Annotated in this window: 15 protein-coding genes, 1 pseudogene and 1 other annotated feature; of the genes and pseudogenes, 15 read left to right on the forward strand and 1 reads right to left on the reverse strand. The window is 46.2% G+C overall.

Annotation, left to right across the window (positions count from 1 at the left end; genetic code table 11):
- Nucleotides 1–236: 236 nt before the first annotated feature.
- The 14 genes and pseudogenes from ftsA (at nucleotide 237) to ACQ5BJ_RS09210 (ending at nucleotide 13611) form a co-directional block, all read left to right on the forward strand.
- On the forward strand, nucleotides 237–1481 hold the full coding sequence (ftsA, locus tag ACQ5BJ_RS09145) for a cell division protein FtsA (RefSeq protein WP_005548065.1): 1245 nt from the start codon (nucleotides 237–239) through the stop codon (nucleotides 1479–1481).
- Nucleotides 1482–1533: 52 nt separating this feature from the next.
- Nucleotides 1534–2661, forward strand: coding sequence for a cell division protein FtsZ (gene ftsZ / locus ACQ5BJ_RS09150; RefSeq protein WP_005548067.1), 1128 nt, complete (start codon nucleotides 1534–1536; stop codon nucleotides 2659–2661).
- A gap of 239 nt (nucleotides 2662–2900) precedes the next feature.
- Nucleotides 2901–3893 (forward strand): sigma-E processing peptidase SpoIIGA, encoded by a 993-nt coding sequence (gene spoIIGA, locus ACQ5BJ_RS09155; protein ID WP_430110005.1) that lies wholly within the window; start codon nucleotides 2901–2903, stop codon nucleotides 3891–3893.
- Between the two features lie 98 nt (nucleotides 3894–3991).
- A complete protein-coding gene (sigE, locus tag ACQ5BJ_RS09160; protein ID WP_163975770.1) occupies nucleotides 3992–4714 on the forward strand; it encodes an RNA polymerase sporulation sigma factor SigE in 723 nt (240 codons plus the stop codon).
- Between the two features lie 131 nt (nucleotides 4715–4845).
- Entirely contained in the window at nucleotides 4846–5628 is a 783-nt protein-coding gene (gene sigG, locus ACQ5BJ_RS09165; protein WP_005548072.1) for an RNA polymerase sporulation sigma factor SigG, read from the forward strand.
- Nucleotides 5629–5766: 138 nt separating this feature from the next.
- Nucleotides 5767–6054, forward strand: a complete 288-nt coding sequence (locus ACQ5BJ_RS09170; RefSeq protein WP_040736008.1) for a YlmC/YmxH family sporulation protein — start codon at nucleotides 5767–5769, stop codon at nucleotides 6052–6054.
- Nucleotides 6055–6103: 49 nt separating this feature from the next.
- Nucleotides 6104–6955 carry a peptidoglycan editing factor PgeF gene (gene pgeF, locus ACQ5BJ_RS09175; RefSeq protein ID WP_268622569.1) on the forward strand — a complete coding sequence of 284 codons (852 nt, stop codon included), beginning with the start codon at nucleotides 6104–6106 and terminating at the stop codon, nucleotides 6953–6955.
- A gap of 53 nt (nucleotides 6956–7008) precedes the next feature.
- Nucleotides 7009–7338: pseudogene (locus ACQ5BJ_RS09180) on the forward strand (alanine racemase); the annotation flags it as partial.
- Complete coding sequence (locus ACQ5BJ_RS09185) at nucleotides 7338–7790, forward strand: cell division protein SepF (protein WP_005548079.1); 453 nt, start codon at nucleotides 7338–7340, stop codon at nucleotides 7788–7790. The pseudogene ACQ5BJ_RS09180 and the gene ACQ5BJ_RS09185, both read left to right, overlap by 1 nt.
- A 2-nt stretch (nucleotides 7791–7792) precedes the next feature.
- A complete protein-coding gene (locus ACQ5BJ_RS09190; RefSeq protein ID WP_005548081.1) occupies nucleotides 7793–8065 on the forward strand; it encodes a YggT family protein in 273 nt (90 codons plus the stop codon).
- Nucleotides 8066–8084: 19 nt separating this feature from the next.
- The gene (locus tag ACQ5BJ_RS09195) at nucleotides 8085–8876 is read left to right on the forward strand and encodes an RNA-binding protein (RefSeq protein WP_005548083.1); all 792 of its coding nucleotides are present in this window, start codon (nucleotides 8085–8087) and stop codon (nucleotides 8874–8876) included.
- Between the two features lie 85 nt (nucleotides 8877–8961).
- Nucleotides 8962–9453, forward strand: a complete 492-nt coding sequence (locus tag ACQ5BJ_RS09200; protein ID WP_005548085.1) for a DivIVA domain-containing protein — start codon at nucleotides 8962–8964, stop codon at nucleotides 9451–9453.
- A gap of 63 nt (nucleotides 9454–9516) precedes the next feature.
- Nucleotides 9517–9821 (forward strand) — a binding site (T-box leader).
- Between the two features lie 54 nt (nucleotides 9822–9875).
- Entirely contained in the window at nucleotides 9876–12968 is a 3093-nt protein-coding gene (gene ileS, locus ACQ5BJ_RS09205; protein ID WP_430109998.1) for an isoleucine--tRNA ligase, read from the forward strand.
- Nucleotides 12969–13323: 355 nt separating this feature from the next.
- Nucleotides 13324–13611 carry a DUF5665 domain-containing protein gene (locus tag ACQ5BJ_RS09210; RefSeq protein WP_005548091.1) on the forward strand — a complete coding sequence of 96 codons (288 nt, stop codon included), beginning with the start codon at nucleotides 13324–13326 and terminating at the stop codon, nucleotides 13609–13611.
- Here ACQ5BJ_RS09210 and ACQ5BJ_RS09215 read toward each other — a convergent pair.
- A complete protein-coding gene (locus tag ACQ5BJ_RS09215) occupies nucleotides 13605–14351 on the reverse strand; it encodes a TraR/DksA C4-type zinc finger protein (RefSeq protein WP_005548093.1) in 747 nt (248 codons plus the stop codon). The genes ACQ5BJ_RS09210 and ACQ5BJ_RS09215 overlap by 7 nt on opposite strands.
- Nucleotides 14352–14531: 180 nt before the next feature.
- Here ACQ5BJ_RS09215 and lspA point away from each other — a divergent pair, with 180 nt between their 5' ends.
- On the forward strand, nucleotides 14532–15038 hold the full coding sequence (lspA, locus tag ACQ5BJ_RS09220) for a signal peptidase II (protein ID WP_289354983.1): 507 nt from the start codon (nucleotides 14532–14534) through the stop codon (nucleotides 15036–15038).
- Nucleotides 15039–15057: the final 19 nt, after the last annotated feature.

A 15057-nucleotide genomic window follows, 5' to 3' on the forward strand; every position in this document is an offset into this window, starting at 1 on the left:
AAAACTCTACTCAATAAACGGAAAAAATGCTAGAATAAAACTTATGGGTATTTCCGTTCTCTCCTTCTTTTTTCTTCACGTTTTTAAGAAAGAAGGCGATATCCGCTTATATGGAAGGAATTTGTCTTCAAAAAATTTGTAGAAAAAAGAGGGAATGACTAAACTTTGTTGAATACATACAAAGTGTCCGGGGATACAAACATACCAATTGATTGGGAAGTAGGAGGTGCCACGGGTTGAGCAGCAATGACATCATTGTGAGTTTGGACATCGGTACATCCAAAGTGCGCGCTATCATCGGGGAAATTAACAACGGAACGCTGCAAATCATCGGCGTTGGATCTGCTGACTCAGAAGGTATTCGCAAAGGTGCGATTGTAGATATTGATCAGACTGTCCAGTCAATTCGTAATGCGGTAGAGCATGCGGAGCGAATGGTCGGCATTGAAATTACGGAAGTGTACGTAGGCATATCAGGCAATCATATCGGCTTGCAATCCAGCCATGGAGTTGTCGCGGTATCGAATGAAGACCGTGAGATTGGCGAAGAGGATATTGAGCGTGTGCTCAAGGCAGCAGAAGTTATTGCTTTGCCACCAGAACGTGAAATCATCGACGTGGTTGCAAAGCAATATGTTGTTGATGGACTGGAGGATATTCATGATCCTCGAGGCATGATAGGCGTTCGCTTGGAAGTCGATGCCACGATTATAACCGGCGCAAAGACGGCCGTACATAACTTATTGCGTTGTGTAGAGAAGGCTGGTCTGCACGTCAAGGATTTAATATTAATGTCGCTTGCCGGTGGGCAGCTGGCATTGTCTAAAGATGAGAAGATGATGGGCTCCGTGCTCGTAGATGTCGGCGCAGGCGCGACGACAATTGCAGTGTTCCAAGATGGAACGCTTGCAGCTACATCTACACTGCCTATCGGTGGGGACTTTGTCACGAACGATATCGCATACGGTCTTCGTACAATGTCCGACCATGCAGAGAAGGTTAAGCTGAAATTCGGCTGTGCATGGATTGAGGATGCATTAGAGGATCATGTGTTTAAAGTGACGCGTATTGGCAGCAATGTGGAGAAGGAATTCAATCAAGTATTCCTTGCCAACATCATTGAACCGCGTATGGAAGAAATATTCCATCTTGTCAAGAATGAAGTGAAGCGACTTGGCTTCACGGAATTGCCAGGTGGGTATATTTTGTCTGGAGGGACTGTCTCTATGCCTGGAGTCCTCAATTCAGCTCAAGCTGCATTGCAGACTTCGGTACGCATAGCGGTACCTGATTTTATTGGTGTTCGCGATCCAGGGTTCGTAAGCGGTGTTGGGGTATTGCATCATGTGTTGCGCTCCGTTCGTCCACGCAGTGCAGGTGGCGCTAAGAAAGCGGCAACCCGGAAGCCAACTCCAATGGAATCATCAAACAAACCTAGTTTCATTGAACGGTTAAAAAATATGTTTAGTGAATTCATTTAATAATAGTTGACTTCAGGCCATCGGTGCACAATGAAGGGGAGATGGAGGACTCATGTTGGAATTTGAATTTGAGATGGAACAGTTGGCCCAAATTAAAGTTATTGGTGTCGGTGGTGGCGGTAGCAACGCAGTCAACCGAATGATTGATAATGGCGTTAAGGGCGTTGAATTTATTACGGTAAATACGGATGCACAAGCACTTCACTTTGCAAAGTCCGAGCATAAGTTGCAAATTGGCGATAAGCTGACACGTGGTCTTGGCGCAGGTGCAAATCCGGAAGTAGGAAAGAAAGCTGCAGAAGAATCTCGCGAATTGATCAGCAATACGCTGAAAGGCGCAGATATGGTATTCGTTACAGCCGGTATGGGCGGCGGTACGGGTACTGGTGCGGCACCAGTTATTGCTGAAATTGCAAAGGAATGCGGCGCATTGACGGTAGGTGTCGTTACTCGTCCATTTACATTCGAAGGCCGCAAACGTTTTGCACAAGCAGAAATCGGTATCGAAGCATTGAAGGAAAAGGTAGATACGCTTATCGTTATACCAAATGACCGCTTGCTAGAAATCGTAGACAAGAAAACACCGATGCTGGAAGCATTCCGCGAGGTCGATAATGTACTTCGTCAAGCCGTTCAAGGTATCTCTGACTTGATTGCTGTACCAGGTCTGATCAACTTGGACTTCGCTGATGTGAAGACGATTATGACAGAGCGTGGCTCTGCGTTGATGGGTATTGGTGTAGCTAACGGTGAAAACCGTGCTGCTGAGGCTGCTCGCAAGGCGATTATGAGCCCATTGCTCGAAACGTCCATTGATGGCGCGCGTGGTGTCATTATGAATATTACAGGCGGAGCTAACCTGTCCTTGTATGAAGTCAATGAGGCGGCTGAGATCGTAACAGAGGCTTCCGATATGGAAGTCAACATGATCTTCGGTGCAATCATTGATGAAAATATGAAGGATGATATCAAGGTTACGGTTATCGCAACAGGATTCGAGAATAAGCCGGCTCAGGCATTGCCAGGACGTCGCCCAACTGCTAATCCAACTGGTTCTGGCGAATCTCAGGAATCTCGCTCTTCGTCAACGGTTCGTCCGTTCGGCAACCAGCCATCTTCCGATCAGCTGGATATTCCGACGTTTTTGCGTAACCGCCCTCGTAATTCAAACAACGAATAATAAGAATTTTTGCTATAAAGCGTTTGCCGATTTACATAGGCAGACGCTTTTTTGCATTTCCCACAGCATTCTATCAGGATAGCTTGCCTCCACAGAAATAGAATCTCGAACGTAGATCGGAATGATCGACAAAAAAAGTGTCATTCCACACCCATCATTAGACAGACTTCGAATACAGCACTCTTTATACTAATTAATAACTTCCCAATAGTTGGCGGCTGAAGAAGGAGGGAAGCGCATTGACCGTCATCTATGCCGATCTTCTATTCGGCCTTAATCTGGTATTGGATTGGACGCTGCTCCGCATGACAGCGAGAATTCGCGGCATACAATTTTTGCGTTGGCGCCTCGCTGCTGCTGCAGGGTTAGGTACCGTGTATGCAGCGGTTCTTTTCATTCCCGCCTATCCGATACTGTATACGTACGTTGGTAAATTACTTTTATCTATACTTATGATCATCTTGGCGTTTGGATTTCATAATGCCGGATATTTTCTTAAAAATGTTGGTGTCTTTTATTTTTCGGCCTTTGTCATTGCGGGAGGAGCGTTCGGCCTGCAGTATTTGCTGCAGGATGCACGTGCTTGGTCTTTGTCCCATCAGGCATCACAATGGATTGCAGCTCACCGTACTTCCTTTCAGGCAGGGATAGGCTTTCTCATTGTTGCACTACCAGCTTCTTATGCGTTGTTCCGTCTCGTATGGCGTCACAGCGCTCGGCAGCAGCAGGTAGTGAAGCAACTGGTGCAATTGGATATTTATATCGGCGATACAATTCGCCAATGTACAGGGCTTGTAGATACGGGGAATCATCTGCGAGATCCATTAGGAGGGGCGCCTGTTGTTGTGACGGAAGCGAGATTGTGGGAAGGCATTTTCCCAGCAGAGTGGTTGAACAGGCTTCGATCTGAACAGCCATTTGATATGCTGCAGTCTTGGACAGGAACAGGAGAAGCTGGTGCGATTTTGGATGAATCCCGCCTGCGGCTCATCCCTTATCGCGGTGTGAATCGTGATATGCAGTGGATGATCGGCTTGCGTCCAGATTCGATTCGAATCCGGACGGAGAGCGAGACTTATGTAAGCAAAAAAGTGATTATTGGGCTGGACATGGGGACATTGTCTCATGATGGAGCCTTCCAAGCTATCGTACATCCAGATTTGATGCAAGATTCAGGTAGAGAAGAAGCGAGCTATCATTCTATGCCGGACTCTTCTCATCGTGCTTCGTAAGGCGGCCGCTGGAGAATGAACTGCTATACTACTACCGATTGTACCGAAGTACCTGATACGAACGACCCTGTCATCACTATGTTTTAGGAGGATTGGCGATGCGTTTGCAATGGAAACTGATGATGCAGCTTCAATATTATCGGCTGTTGTTCTGGCTCGGACTGAAGCGGGATGAGATTTATTATATTGGAGGCAGCGAGGCACTTCCTCCCCCGTTAACACGTGAGGAAGAGGAGTATCTGCTGTCACGGCTGTCGACTGGGGAAGCGGCAGTACGTGCGATGCTAATTGAACGTAATTTGCGCCTCGTCGTTTACATAGCGCGCAAATTTGAAAATACAGGCATTCATATTGAAGATCTGGTGTCGATCGGAGCAATTGGTCTAATTAAGGCTGTGAATACATTTGATCCGGAAAAAAAGATTAAGCTCGCGACTTACGCCTCTCGCTGTATTGAGAACGAAATTTTGATGTATTTGCGGCGTAACAGCAAAACAAGAACAGAAGTATCCTTTGACGAGCCGCTGAATATCGACTGGGACGGCAATGAACTGCTGCTGTCAGATGTACTCGGTACAGAGAATGATACGATCTATAAAAATATTGAAGAGCAGGTTGACCGTAAACTGCTGCATAAAGCATTGGATAAGCTTAGCGAGCGTGAACGAATGATTATGGAATTGCGCTTTGGCCTGACGGATGGAGAGGAAAAAACGCAGAAGGATGTTGCGGATATGCTTGGCATCTCGCAGTCATATATATCACGTCTTGAGAAGCGGATTATTAAGCGTTTGCGCAAAGAATTTAATAAGATGGTGTAAACGTTTCAAAGCTTGGACGGATGCGGAATACGGCTTGATCGGAACGAATCGGGTGCTGGGAGTGCAGGAATAAAAAAGAACCCCGGGGAGATAATGTACATTAATGTTTCATCCCTGGGAGGTAATCACGAATGACCCGAAACAAAGTCGAAATTTGCGGTGTCGATACATCGAAGTTGCCCGTCCTCACGAACGCCGAAATGAGGGAGTTGTTCGTGTCATTACAGGAACGAAACGAGCTATCGGCTCGGGAGAAGCTGGTAAATGGTAATTTGCGGCTCGTATTGAGTGTGATCCAGCGATTTAACAACCGAGGCGAATTCGTTGATGACTTGTTCCAAGTTGGCTGTATTGGACTGATGAAGGCGATCGATAACTTCGATCTTGGTCAGAATGTTAAATTCTCTACATATGCGGTGCCTATGATTATCGGAGAAATTCGCAGATACCTGCGTGACAATAACCCGATCCGAGTGTCTAGAAGCTTGCGGGACATCGCCTATAAGGCATTGCAAGTTCGCGATTCGTTGACGAATCAGAACTCACGGGAACCGACGATACATGAAATTTCGGAAGCACTGAATGTTCCGAAGGAGGATGTTGTGTTCGCACTGGACGCGATACAGGATCCGGTATCTTTGTTCGAGCCGATTTACCATGATGGAGGTGACCCGATCTATGTCATGGATCAAATTAGCGATGAGAAAAATAAGGACGTATCCTGGATCGAGGAAATTGTGCTGCGGGAAGCGATGCGAAAGTTGAACGAACGTGAGAAGATGATTTTATCGATGCGTTTTTTCGAAGGCAAAACCCAAATGGAAGTTGCAGACGAGATTGGCATCTCTCAGGCACAAGTATCAAGACTGGAGAAGTCAGCGATCAATCAGATGCAGAAGCACGTACGCACGTAATATTTGATTGGTAAAATAAGCCGTCCGCGGTTAAGCGGCGGCTTTTTTTGCATCTGACAGGGCATTTTGGCAAGTGGACTCATATACTAAGGTATGTACGCTGGCTACGGTCAAATTCCTTGTAGAATGGTGATTGCGATGAAAATTTCTGATTTTCAAACGAAGGATGTAATCAACATAATAGACGGTAAGAAACTAGGTCAAGTAAGTGATGTAGAGCTTGATATGAAGCAGGGAAGAATTGAATCCATCGTTGTGCCAAATTACAGTAAATTTATGGGGCTGTTTGGTGGTGGGAGTGAATTGATTATCCCGTGGCGGAATATCGTCAAGATTGGTGCTGATGTTGTTCTGGTGAAAATGGAGGAAATGAAGCCAGCACGAACTGAAGAATATGACAGTGCTTCCTTTGTGCAGAAACAATAGGCTTCGCCATATGGTTTGTGGTAAACTGTACGGTGAGGTGATTATCGTCATGGAACCATTTCAATTGCAGAAGTCAAAGACTTCAGAGGGGCCTGTTCTGCTGGAATTGAAGAAATGGACAGATTCCTATCCGGAGTTGACAGCTGGATTTACAACAAGAAATGGCGGCGTGAGCAGCGAGCATTTCGACTCTTTGAACTGTGCGCTGCATGTGCTCGATAATGAAGCAGATGTCATCCACAATCGCAAGCTTGTCGCAGAAGCATGCGGCATGCCGTTTGAAGCATGGACATGTGGTGAGCAGGTGCATGGGAGTCATGTTCATGTCGTTACGCAAAATGAACGAGGAAAAGGAAGAATGAATCGTACTGATGCGATTCAAAATACGGATTCTTTGGTTACTGATGTTACGGGAGTTCTATTAGCTTCTTTTTATGCCGATTGTGTTCCATTGATGTTCCTGGATCCCGTTCAGCGTGTCATCGGTCTTGCGCATGCAGGTTGGAAAGGAACTGTCAGCAATATTGGTGCTGCAACGGTACATAAGATGCAGGAGCAGTATGGCTGCCGTCTTGAGCATATTCAAGCAGCAATTGGGCCATCGATTGGTTCCTGTTGCTATGAGGTGGACGAGCGCGTAATTGCCGAGGTACGGCGTGTATTCGAAGGCTGCCAACAAGCAGAGCGCGTGCAGGATGTCGTTATTCGTCCGACATCAGTTGGGCATGCTATGCTTGATTTACGTGAATTGAATCGACATTTGTTGATTGAAGCAGGAATTTTGGCAGCAAATATCGAATGTACTACACTGTGCACTGGGTGTAATATCGATATGTTTTATTCCCACCGTATGGAGGGAGGAACTACAGGTCGTATGATGAGTTGGATAGGCTGGAAGTAGGGATAATTGAATGACGACCCGGCATCGAGAAAGAAGCTGTAGTGCATCCTAGTCGCTGCTTCATTCAGATGAATATCTCGGGTGAAGAATCCAAGTATGGATTGGAACCGGAACAAGCCGCAGCATTTGTAGAGTAATTGCGCGCGTTTCCTCATATTGGGCCAATTGGACTTATGACGATGGCTCCATACGAAGCTGAACCGGAACAAACGAGACCCGAGTCCGCAAATTGTAAGTTGCGAGACGAATTGGAATCATCGTTGTCCATATCATTGCCGCACTTATCGATGGGGATGTCCAATGATTTTGAGGTCGCTATGGAAGAGAGGGCGACACGGCTGAGACTTGGATTCGTCCTAGTTGGGAAGGAAGGGGAAACGTAATGGGTGTAATGAACCGATTTATGAATTTTCTAGGGCTTCAGGAAGAAGAAGAAATCATTGAGCGCGAGAAGGTAGTAACGGATATGCATGATCAAGAAGTGGAAGCACCGTCATTCGATCAGCGCAGATCCTCTAAATCCACTAATGTAGTAAGCATACACTCACAGAAGTCTTCCAAGATGGTGCTGTATGAGCCGCGTTCCTATGACGAGGCACAAGAAATTGCTGATCACTTGCGTTCACGGCGCTCGGTTATCGTGAATCTGCAAAGAGTTCGAAAGGATCAAGCCTTTCGAATTATCGATTTCTTGAGCGGTACTGTCTATGCGTTAAGTGGGAATATATCCAAAGTTGGTGGAAATATATTTGTGTGTACCCCCGAGCAGGTTGAAATTCAAGGTTCCATTACAGAAATTCTTCAAGACGATTACGATTACATGCAAACGAGGTGACCTTGTTGGAGTATCAGATTGCTGAATATGTGTATTACCTGTTCAACATATACAGATGGCTAATTATTGTTTATATTTTGATGTCTTGGGTGCCTAATGTGCGAGAGAGCTCAATCGGGGAGATTCTGGGCAAGATTGTTGAGCCGTACTTGGCCCCATTCCGCCGCATTATCCCTCCAATTGGTGGGATGCTGGACATCTCTCCGATCGTGGCTTTATTTACGCTTGAATTCGTGTACAGAGGCGTTCTTGCTGTACTACAGTATTTCATTTAGTAATAGGTGAGTGCCGAAGATGACAGCAAATGAACATATCTATTCGCATTTTCACCCTGATGAGCGTGTGTTTGTTGATCGTGCTTCTGAATGGGTGGAACGTGCAGCACAGCTTCACGAGATCCGTCGTACTGACTTTTTGGATCCGAGACAAGCCTTTATTTTGACAACACTTGTCAATCGGAATGCCGATGTTCAGCTGCGCTTGGATGGCGGGCACGAGCATGCAGAGCGCAAGCGTGCGCTTATCGCTCCCGACTACGTATATGCAGAAGGAGAAGAAATGGGGATGCATATCCTTCAAATCACCTCTCTTGACCGCAATTGGGAGCAGCTTGAGCATGGTGATTTTTTGGGAGCTGTGCTTGGTCTTGGCATAAAGAGGGACAAAATTGGCGATATTCACGTTAGTGATGATCGCTGTCACATTGTCATAACAGAAGAAATTGGGGCTTTTTTGGATACACATCTGCGGCAGGTACATCGCGTCAATGTTCTAACAGACATTGTTCCTTTGTCGGAACTTCAAGCCACCCATGCAGAGTTGAAGATGATGACTCTAAGTGTGGCGTCCCTTCGGCTGGACGGCATCGCTAGTGATGTATTCAGACTCAGCAGAACGAAGATCGTAACGCCCATCAAGGCAGGGCGCTGCAAGGTGAATTGGAAGGTGGAAGAGAATCCATCTACTCAGCTTCATGCTGGAGATGTTGTTTCCCTGCAAGGGTTTGGACGGTTCAAGGTAATAGACATTGAGGGCGTATCGAAAAAAGGCCGCATGCGCATTTCGGTAGGTACTTATACTCGTTGAGCATACTCCGGGCTGTACGATTCAGCTGCGTATGTTCAACATAACAATTTTCCGCATGCTTTGTAATTTTGAGGAGGTGCACACGATGCCATTGACACCATTAGACATACATAACAAGGAATTTAGCCGCAAGCTGCGCGGTTATGATGAGGACGATGTAAATGAGTTCCTCGATCAAGTAATTAAAGATTATGAAGCGCTTATTCGCGAGAACAAGGAATTGCAAAACCATGCCAATGCCTTGCAGGACAAGCTTGACCACTTCGCGAATCTTGAGGAAACCTTAAGCAAAACGATCATCGTTGCACAAGAAGCTGCGGATGAAGTGAAGAATAATGCGAAGAAGGAAGCACAGCTGATAGTCAAGGAAGCGGAGAAAAATGCAGATCGTATCGTCAACGATGCCCTTGCAAAGTCTCGTAAGATCGCGTTGGAAGTTGAGGAACTCAAAAAACAATCCTCTATATATCGTGCGCGCTTCCGTACACTGGTTGAAGCTCAGATGGAACTGCTCAATCAGGATGGCTGGGATGCGCTTGAGCGTGAAGAAGTGAAGGAAGTTAAGGAATTGTATTAGTCAAGTATGCTCCTGATTGACAATTATCGCAAAACACGATATAAATATGTATTATTAATAACGTGATATTCAATGACGGGAACGCGCTGACACGCCCATCCGTTCTTCAGAGAGTCGGAGCAGGTGAGAACCGACGAACGAATCGTGTCGAGACATCATCCCAGAGAAGATATGCTGAATGCAGCCGATGGATGTAATAACGAAGCTTATACATCTCATTTTTGCTTAAACTGTAAGCATGTCCGGATCCCCTCCGTTATCTGGGGCTTGCGTGCATAGGCATGCAAGAACGAAGGTGCCGTGCTAATATCATGCTAATGATTGGTACGGAACAAGGGTGGTAACGCGAGCAGAACCTCGTCCCTTTTTGGGAGGAGGTTTTTTTGTTTTCTCAATACGTATCGAAGAAAGGAAGTATCACTGTGAGAAAAGTTGATGTCAAAGAACGCGCCCGGGAACGGGAGCTGCGTGTACTGGCGAAGTGGAACGCGGAAGATACATTTGCAAAATCCATTGAGCAGCGCGCAGGCAAACCTAATTTCGTATTTTATGAAGGACCGCCTACAGCGAACGGAAAGCCGCATATTGGACACGTTCTCGGGCGTGTTATTAAAGACTTTATTTGCCGCTACAAAACGATGTCCGGCTATCGTGTTGTCCGCAAAGCGGGTTGGGATACACACGGCCTGCCGGTAGAGCTTGGCGTAGAAAAGCAGCTTGGTATTTCTGGCAAGCAGGAAATTGAGAACTATGGAGTTGAAGCGTTCGTTAAAAAATGTAAAGCGAGCGTATTTGAGTATGAAAAGCAATGGCGTGAATTAACCGAAGCAATCGGCTATTGGACCAATCTTGACGATCCGTATATCACGCTCGATAACAACTATATTGAAAGTGTATGGCACATCCTTTCCACGATTCATAAAAAAGGATTGCTGTACCGTGGTCATCGCGTAAGTCCATACTGCCCCTGCTGCCAAACTACACTCAGTTCGCATGAAGTAGCACAAGGCTATGAAACGGTTAAGGATCTGTCTGCAACTGTTAAATTCAAACTGCATGATAATGGCGAATATGTGCTTGCTTGGACAACAACACCTTGGACATTGCCGGCACATGCCGCGCTTGCCATGAATCCAAATATGGAATATGTTCGCGTTCAGCAAGAAGACGGTGTATATATCGTCGCGAAGAATCTAGTTGAAGATGTGATGCAGGGCGAGTACACAATCTTGTCTGAGCATAAGGGCTCTGAGTTTATTGACAAGACGTATGCTGCTCCATTTCCATATGTTGTGCCTGAGAAGGGACATGTCATTGTCGCTGCTGATTTCGTAACAGATTCCAGCGGTACGGGTATCGTTCATATGGCTCCGGCTCATGGTGAGGACGACTATAAGAGCTGCCGTGAGAACGGAATCAGCTTCATCAACGTCGTAAATACACAAGGCCGCTATAACGATGAGGTTATTGATTTTGCAGGGCGCTTCGTCAAGGATTGCGATATCGACATCGTGAAGAAGCTTTCTGAGAATGGAACATTGTACTCCAAGGAAAAATACGAGCACAGCTATCCATTCTGCTGGCGCTGTAAAACACCGCTTCTTTACTATGCGACAGAATCGTGGTTCATTCAGACAACAGCGGTTAAAGATCAATTAATAGCAAATAACAGCAAGGTCGAATGGTACCCTGGTCATATTCGAGAAGGCCGCTTCGGCAACTTCTTGGAAGACTTGGTTGATTGGAACATCAGTCGTAACCGTTACTGGGGCACGCCGCTCAACGTGTGGGTGTGCGGAACATGTAAGAGTGAGTATGCGCCTGAGAGCCATCAGGACTTGCGCAACCGTGCAACGTCTCCAGTTGATGAGAACCTAGAGCTGCATAAGCCATATGTGGATGAGATTAAGCTGCATTGTCCGCATTGTGAACACGGTGTAATGGAACGTACATCTGAAGTAATTGACGTATGGTTCGATAGCGGCTCGATGCCATTTGCACAGCATCATCATCCATTCGGAGATGAGAAGAAGTTCGAAGAGCAGTTCCCGGCAGATATTATCTGTGAAGGGATTGACCAAACTCGCGGCTGGTTCTTCAGCTTGCTCGCCGTATCAACGTTGTACAAGGGGGTAGCGCCATACAAGGCTGTTATTTCAACGGGTCACGTACTCGATGAAAACGGACAGAAGATGTCCAAATCCAAGGGCAATGTTATCGACCCATGGGATATTATCAATGAGTACGGTACGGACGCATTCCGCTGGGCATTACTGTCTGATAGTGCGCCGTGGAACTCGAAGCGCTTCTCGAAGCAAATCGTAGCAGAAGCAAAATCTAAAGTGATTGATACGCTTGTAAACACACACGCCTTCTATGCTCTTTATGCTTCGATCGATCAATACGATCCAAGTGCCTATGAAGAACGTCAATCGAACAATAAGCTCGATCGTTGGATTTTGTCACGCCTGCACACGCTGATCGCTAGTGTAAGCAAAGGACTGCAAGCGAATGACTTCTTGAATCCTGCAAAAGCGATTGAGTCCTACATCGATGAATTAAGCAACTGGTATATCCGTCGTTCACGTGACCGTTTCTGGGGCAGTGAAATGACAGAGGACAAATTGTCCGCATACCAAACGCTTCGTCGTGTTCTGCTCACACTGTCTAAGCTCATCGCGCCTTATGCACCGATGATTGCAGAAGACATCTACATGAACCTCGGCGGCACAAGCGAGAGCGTACATTTGGCGAGCTACCCTGTCGCTGATCAAGGATTGATCGATGCAGAATTGGAACGCGATATGGAAACAGCTCGTGAAATCGTAGAGCTGGCTCGCAATGTTCGCAATGAAACAGGAATCAAGACTCGTCAGCCGTTGTCTGAGCTGATCGTATCCATGGATCGCGAATTCCATCTTGCGAGCTATGATGAGGTCATTAAAGAAGAAATCAATGTGAAGGATATTCGTTTGGAAACAAGCGACTCTGGATTCGTTGATTTTACATTGAAGCTGAATCTTAAAGTAGCGGGCAAGAAATACGGCAAAAATGTCGGAGTTCTGCAAGGTGCACTGAAAGCGATGACTCCAGAAGAAACACGCCGCATCGTGGAATCGGGTATGTGGAACTTCACGAATCAAGAAGGCGAGAGCTTCGAGGTAACACGCGAAGAGCTTCTGATCGAGAAGCAAGCAAAATCCGGCTTTGCGTCAGCGTCTGGTTACCAAATTACAGTCGCATTGAATACGGAAATTACACCGGAACTGGAGCAAGAGGGTTGGGTTCGTGAAGTGGTTCGCGGTATCCAAGACTTGCGCAAAAAGCTTGATTTGCCAATTGAGAAGCGGGTAAATATCGTATTGGATGTGGATGCGGAATTGCAGGCTGCGATTCAAGCGTTCGAATCAACATTGCGCGACAACGTGCTCGTTGCGAACTTGTCATTCGGCTCTCAAGACGGTATGGAATCAGTTGATTTGGGACAAAAGACGATCCGCGTGGCAATTGCTTAATTGTACAGCGTATAGATCCCTCCAGTTCGGGAGAATCTATAATGGTCTGAATCGCGAACGAGAATGAAGAGGGGAGAGCGTTGACCGCAGATGGGTATTCCATCTGTTCGGTCACGCTCTTTTTGTGATATAAGGGGATGCAGCATATCGGCTTTAGAAGAGGAGGAAACTGTCAATGAAAGCACATGATTCGAAACATTCGAAGGATTATCGTACCGAGCATAGACATGATCCGATTCAAGTCAAGAACGATAATACCAGCGTTAGCGAGCGAGAAGTGGCGGATTCAGAGACCCCAGCAGAGCCGCGTTTATCTGCCGCTGCCGCTTCGCAAGATACAGAAGATGCAAAAAAAATGATGAAGAGCATTCATGATTATACGCTGCAAATTGCACAATCGATGGAGAAGTCAAGAATTGCTGAATATAATGAATTATTGTTTAACCCGCGCAAGCTGATCTGGATCAATCTGATGGGCGGCGCAGCACGCGGTGTTGGAATTGCTATCGGATTTACGATATTTACAGCTATCATTGTTTACATCTTGCAATATCTAGGAGCACTCAACTTGCCTATTATCGGTGATTTTATTGCTGACATTGTGCGTATCGTTCAACATCAGCTCGACACCAAATTTTATTGATTTTCATCGAGATCTGAATCGTAATCGCGATCAGGCTCGAACAGGCCAGCACCCTCATGGTTATTCATATACTGACGATATTGTCGATTGCGAACAATGGAAACATGGCGGCCAGTCAAGTCTGTAGCAACGAAGCTTTCATATGCTTCTACACACCCGTCGAGCTCTTCAGATGCTTCAATATATAAGTTGCCATAATCATCGACTTCGCGCTCTTCGTGCATGGCAGGCGTATTAGAAGTTCCCCATGACTCAACGATTTGCCAGGCGTCCTCGCCGTCAAATCCGTTTTGTGTATCTTCGTCAAGGCTTGTTCGTCCGAATGGAGGAGTTAAGAATTCTTCTTCAATCGGGCGGTTCTGGGATATCATTTGTTCAGGACAATGTTCAACGCAATACATCGTGGAAGGGACGGCCTCCAAACGTTCGTATGGGATGTCCTTGCCACACACAACGCATTTGCCATATTGCCCTTTCTTCATGCGCGATAAGGCTGTGTCGATGCGATCCAGCAGGATCTCATCATGCTCGTTCAACGCAATGTCCTTGCCGCGTTCGAACATTTCAGTGCCAACGTCGCCTGGGTGATTATCCAATGTGGACAACTCCCCTGTATTTTCACGGAGTGAGTTGGACAAGCCATAATGATCTCCTCGATGCAGACGCCGCTCGATTTGAGCCTTGGATTGCAGCAATTGCTGCTGTAAGCTGTTTATTTGCTCAGTTGAAAGTTGAGACATCAGTGCGGGACGCTCCTTTCGCATTGGCGTAACTTACAACTAGCATGTGCAAATTGGAGAGGGTTCCTGCGTGGTAAATGGCGTAGGCAATGGATTGGTTTGGGTTAGGTTCCTGTGATACAATGAGCAAAGCTTCAATTGAATAACATAATTAAAATTAAAATGAGGTGACTGTGGCACGTGTGGTACTATATTATCGCCTTTATCGTATTGCTGATTGATCAAGTAAGCAAATGGATGATTGCTACGAACTTGCAGTTGGGTGAGAAAATTCCAGTAATAGGCAATTTCTTCTTGATCACGTCCCATCGCAATACAGGAGCGGCCTTCAGTATTTTGGAAAATCAGCGCTGGTTCTTCATTGTCATTACGATAGTGGTTGTAATCGGACTTGTATGGTATATGCAAAAAATTAGACATCAGAGCGGGATCATACTACCGCTTGGATTAAGCCTTATTTTGGGTGGTGCAATTGGCAACTTTATCGATCGTTTGCTTACGGGTGAAGTTGTTGATTTTCTTCAATTTAACTTTGGTTCCTATACATTCCCGATCTTCAATGTTGCAGACATGGGGATTTGTATTGGTGTCGGGTTGGTTCTACTAGACGCTCTCGTTACGGTGAAGCGCGAGAATCATTCCGGTTCATCTGCGGAGCATAATGACAACACAACGAATCAAGCATAGGGATAGGAAGAGAAAGGAA

This window comes from Paenibacillus sp. B1-35 (assembly GCF_050474385.1).
Classification (GTDB): Bacteria; Bacillota; Bacilli; order Paenibacillales; family Paenibacillaceae; genus Paenibacillus_B; species Paenibacillus_B alvei.

Excerpts from the sequence above, each read along its gene's own strand:
- ACQ5BJ_RS09200 (WP_005548085.1), top strand. The coding sequence starts at position 8,962 with ATGCCATTGACACCATTAGACATACATAACAAGGAATTTAGCCGCAAG.
- ACQ5BJ_RS09170 (WP_040736008.1), top strand. The coding sequence starts at position 5,767 with ATGAAAATTTCTGATTTTCAAACGAAGGATGTAATCAACATAATAGAC.
- ACQ5BJ_RS09185 (WP_005548079.1), top strand. The coding sequence starts at position 7,338 with ATGGGTGTAATGAACCGATTTATGAATTTTCTAGGGCTTCAGGAAGAA.
- ACQ5BJ_RS09210 (WP_005548091.1), top strand. The coding sequence starts at position 13,324 with ATGATGAAGAGCATTCATGATTATACGCTGCAAATTGCACAATCGATG.
- ACQ5BJ_RS09195 (WP_005548083.1), top strand. The coding sequence starts at position 8,085 with ATGACAGCAAATGAACATATCTATTCGCATTTTCACCCTGATGAGCGT.
- pgeF (WP_268622569.1), top strand. The coding sequence starts at position 6,104 with ATGGAACCATTTCAATTGCAGAAGTCAAAGACTTCAGAGGGGCCTGTT.
- ACQ5BJ_RS09215 (WP_005548093.1), bottom strand. The coding sequence starts at position 14,351 with ATGTCTCAACTTTCAACTGAGCAAATAAACAGCTTACAGCAGCAATTG.
- ftsZ (WP_005548067.1), top strand. The coding sequence starts at position 1,534 with ATGTTGGAATTTGAATTTGAGATGGAACAGTTGGCCCAAATTAAAGTT.
- sigE (WP_163975770.1), top strand. The coding sequence starts at position 3,992 with ATGCGTTTGCAATGGAAACTGATGATGCAGCTTCAATATTATCGGCTG.
- sigG (WP_005548072.1), top strand. The coding sequence starts at position 4,846 with ATGACCCGAAACAAAGTCGAAATTTGCGGTGTCGATACATCGAAGTTG.